Here is a 3,849-nt window from a genome sequence, read left to right as displayed (position 1 = left end):
CCGGAAACATAGTCAGCTGTGATCGATTCATCTGCCACCTTCACTTCATCCTGATAGTAGGCAAGCACATCCTCCACGCTGTTGACATATGCATCCAGCGCCGGCACCATTTTGGTGTCTATCATCTGATTGGCTTCAGCGACATTGCCGGTATCTTTAACGGCGATGATGGATTTGCGGATATCGATATATACGGTACGTTTTTTACCGACTTCAGCAAACAGTTCTTTTTCCTTCGCTTCGCTGAGCGACTCTTCTATCCCTTTTTGTATCTCGGTAATCTTCTTGCTCTGTGCAGCAATTGCCTTTTGGAAGAACTCCTGGCTGGCCGGATCTCCTGCCTTGACCAGTGCGAGCGTGCGGGCGGCATTGACGCTGGTTCCCAACAGCCAGTCGCTGGCTGCCTTTTGTTTTTTCAGCGAGCCATCGACCATATCCCGACTGGCGTCATTGATATTATTCAGGCGCATGATGCCGGTCGCGCCCATGGCGGCTACCAGCAATATAACGAGCCCGAAGCCCATCCCCAGGCGGGTACCTATTTTCATGTTTGCAATGCGCATGCTGTCTCCTCCAAAATTATTTTCTTAATGTAAAAACTATTGCTATCTCATTTTCAGAGTGTGCATCCATGCAAGCAAGGTGCGGGCAAAAATTGCGGCTTGATCACAGTCAGACTGCAAGCAAGCTGCATGCACTGACTGTGTACTTACTGTGCCGCATAACAAACAACATTACACAGGAAATATCTGTCATACGTCTGTCATATAACGGCGACTAAATCCCAATCTTGACGGTCAAATCAAAATATAGTGCCAAGACCATGTGGGAATTGACAAGACTGTTACATAGTGAACATGCAGCGTTTTACCTTGCATGTGGAAACGGAATTGCGCGGCAGATGGAAAATGATGCAATCCTTATCCTGCGCACGGCTTGTTGCCAGGGCGGCGATAAAATCCTGCATGAGTACCAGGCTTGTCTCCAGACTTCACTGCTTTTTTTATTTTTGCCGAACCATCTGTATCCATCGGCGATTGATACACCATTCAATTACACAAACACGGCGACTTTAATCAAGCATTGCCTGTAAGAACTTTACACCGGATTGAATCGCCGATGCGAATATTATCAATACGATTTATACAGAAAATGTGGCACGCTGCGCAGGCAGATTTCACAATTGATATAAAGGAGAATTGATCTCAATAACTGACTGGCTATTCTTCAAGAAAATAGCGCAACTAGAATCGTTCATACCCTTTTAAATAGCGCCATTGCCCGGATGGCAAACCCGCCATCGGGATGCGCGCAATGCGGATGCGCTTCAAGCTGATCAGCGTCAAGCCGACCATTTCACACATGTGTGCAATTTGTCCACGCTGTCCCGCTTTCAACGCAAAACGCAGGCGCGTTTCATTTTGCCAGCTGACCTTGATAGGCGGCAGGGGCCGGCGGTTGAAGCTCAAGCCATGGTTCAGCAAGGCCAGGCCATCGGGGATCAAGTCGCCGCTGACTTCGGCGATGTATTCCTGCTCTATGGTTGCTGCATCGTCGATCAGTTTGCGCGCGATGTGCCAATCCTGGGTAAAGACCACCAGCCCGCTGGCATAGGTTTCCAGTGCATCGGTGGGCTTCAAATCGACGGTATGTTTTTTCAGGAAACGGATGCCGGAGCGATCTTCCGCATACAGATTATCCGGTGTGATGCTTTGCAGCGCAGCATCGAGATCCATGCCGGCCGGCTTGTGGAACAGGATAGTGACAGGCTCAACCGCGGTCAGAACTGCATCCGGCGACAGCAGTATCTCTTGTTGCGGCGACACGCGATAGCCGGCTTCTTCGACAACGGCACCGTCGACCGTCACCCAGCCGCCCTCTATATACTGCTCGGCTTCGCGGCGCGAGCATGGCACAGCGTCGGCGACGCGTTTGACGAGGCGGATGGAATCGGTCATGTGCAGGCAATCTGAAAAAGATGGCTATTGTCAGCTTGCCGCACATCTACCGCAAGCGTTTTAGCGCGCAGTTTTGCGCATCGACATGTCTGCATTGATTGAATACGCGCGGAATACGGGCGCAGGCGCGCACTCATCCTGCAGCGGCAAGGCTGGCTGCGGTATCAAGCCTGGGCAGCGGCTTCGTCCTTGACAGGCAGGCTCACGGTAGCGCCGGATGGCAAGCCTGCGCTTTCCCAGCGATCGAATTCTTCCATGATCGCGGCATGGGTTTTCTGGCTGATCTCCGGCAAGGTTCCGCCCAGCATATCGCCCGCCTCCTTGAAACCTTTTTCAACCGCAGCACGTATCGCCGCCAGCCTGGCAGGATCGCCGCCGATCGCGCCCTTCGCAAAATTCAAGATGCGTTCCGCAACCTGGCGTACACCGAGCTCGCCATCCTCGGCTATCGCGGCTTTGGCTTTTTCTATGGTGGCAGCATCGGCAGTCAGTTTTTGTTCGCCGCTGACGACCTTGGCCAGATTCAATCCCTGTTGCTCGACCAGGGGCAGGATCAGGTTGATGATTTCCTGCACCTTGCGGTTAGACTCTTCCAGCATGCTGGCGACGTCAGGACGGGCTTTTGTCCCATGCGCGCGTGGGTCTGTATAGGTAGTGGTCTCGGTCGCCGGCTCGCCCAGCGTGACTTTATCAGCCACCGCCGATGCATCGGCTTTCTCGGACGGGAGTGTTGCAGTCGCTGCACTCGACGTGGCTGCAGGCACCGTCACTGGCCGCTGCGCATTGTTTGAAATCGTCATGTTCACGACATGTCCTCAGTGATCAATCCAGCAACAAAAATATGATCTCATTGACAATATTAGGTTTGAGTTTGCCACGATCATATGAGGTATATCGGCTAAAAAAAGAAAAAACTGAGTCCTTATTTATCATTAAAGCAATGCCTGCCTCCAGGCCCGGCCAGAAATCACGGCAATTGGCTTGCTTTAAGCATCCTCGTCATACGCCAAAACTGTCATACTGTGGCCTTCCTCGCCTCCAGCGAAATGAAGGCCATCAGGCCACGTCATTTCCAACCATAGCATTCGATGAGCGCTCAGCCAAAAAATCTGTTTTCCTATCCTGTAAAGCGTGCGCGCAATACCAAGCCCGCTCCATTCCTGCCGATGTCGCGCGCGGAAATGGATGTGCTCGGCTGGGATAGCTGCGACGTGATCCTGGTAACCGGCGACGCCTACATCGATCACCCCAGCTTCGGCATGGCATTGATAGGACGCTTGCTGGAAGCACAGGGTTTCCGCGTCGGCATCATCAGCCAGCCCGACTGGCTGTCTGTCGAACCATTCCGTGCGCTCGGCAAACCGAACCTCTATTTTGGCGTCACGGCCGGCAACATGGATTCCATGGTTAACCGCTATACGGCCGACCGCAAGATCCGCTCCGACGATGCCTATACGCCCAACGGCGAGGCCAACAAACGGCCGGACCGCGCCCTGGTCGTCTATGCGCAGCGCGCGCGCGAAGCATACCCGGGTGCTAACATCGTCATCGGCAGCATAGAAGCCAGCCTGCGTCGCATCGCACATTACGATTACTGGTCGGACAAGGTCCGCCGTTCCGTCATGCCGGATTCCAAGGCCGACATTTTATTGTTCGGCAATGCAGAACGCGCACTGGTCGACCTTACACATCGCCTGGCTGCCGGCGAACCTATAGAGACTATCCGCGATCTGCGCGGCACTGCCTTCATGGTGCCAGCCGGCTGGAAGCCGACGCCGGAGTGGACCGAAGCGAATTCGACGCGTGTCGATACGCCGGGCAAGATCGAACCGCATCCCGATCCGTATGAAATGAAGATGAAGAATACGGCAGGCTGCAAGACCGACGATGC

The 3,849-nt window shown here is 53.7% G+C and carries 4 protein-coding genes and 1 pseudogene; 2 read left to right on the top strand and 3 right to left on the bottom strand.

Annotation, left to right across the window (positions count from 1 at the left end; translation table 11 throughout):
* Positions 1-563 (bottom strand): MCP four helix bundle domain-containing protein (locus Q7T06_RS06050; RefSeq protein WP_304781885.1); only part of this gene is annotated, 563 nt, incomplete at its 3' end.
* Positions 564-790: 227 nt separating this feature from the next.
* On the opposite strand from Q7T06_RS06050, the gene Q7T06_RS06045 reads away from it, so the two are divergent.
* On the top strand, positions 791-1,093 hold the full coding sequence (locus tag Q7T06_RS06045) for a hypothetical protein (protein WP_304781881.1): 303 nt from the start codon (positions 791-793) through the stop codon (positions 1,091-1,093).
* 151 nt (positions 1,094-1,244) lie between these two features.
* Here Q7T06_RS06045 and Q7T06_RS06040 read toward each other — a convergent pair whose 3' ends face one another.
* A complete protein-coding gene (locus Q7T06_RS06040; protein ID WP_304781878.1) occupies positions 1,245-1,958 on the bottom strand; it encodes an rRNA pseudouridine synthase in 714 nt (237 codons plus the stop codon).
* Between the two features lie 164 nt (positions 1,959-2,122).
* Positions 2,123-2,758, bottom strand: a complete 636-nt coding sequence (locus tag Q7T06_RS06035; RefSeq protein WP_304781874.1) for a hypothetical protein — start codon at positions 2,756-2,758, stop codon at positions 2,123-2,125.
* 288 nt (positions 2,759-3,046) lie between these two features.
* Between Q7T06_RS06035 and Q7T06_RS06030 the strand changes: the two are divergent.
* Positions 3,047-3,849: pseudogene (locus Q7T06_RS06030) on the top strand (YgiQ family radical SAM protein); the annotation flags it as partial.

Source organism: Herminiimonas sp., from assembly GCF_030645555.1.
In the GTDB taxonomy this organism is placed as follows: domain Bacteria; phylum Pseudomonadota; class Gammaproteobacteria; order Burkholderiales; family Burkholderiaceae_D; genus Oxalicibacterium.
Note: the sequence above shows the minus strand (reverse complement) of the source record. Positions and strands in the feature narration are given on the sequence as shown.

Bases quoted from the DNA above. Each gene is read 5' to 3' on its own strand.
- Q7T06_RS06040 (WP_304781878.1), bottom strand. From the start codon at position 1,958: ATGACCGATTCCATCCGCCTCGTCAAACGCGTCGCCGACGCTGTGCCA.
- Q7T06_RS06035 (WP_304781874.1), bottom strand. From the start codon at position 2,758: ATGACGATTTCAAACAATGCGCAGCGGCCAGTGACGGTGCCTGCAGCC.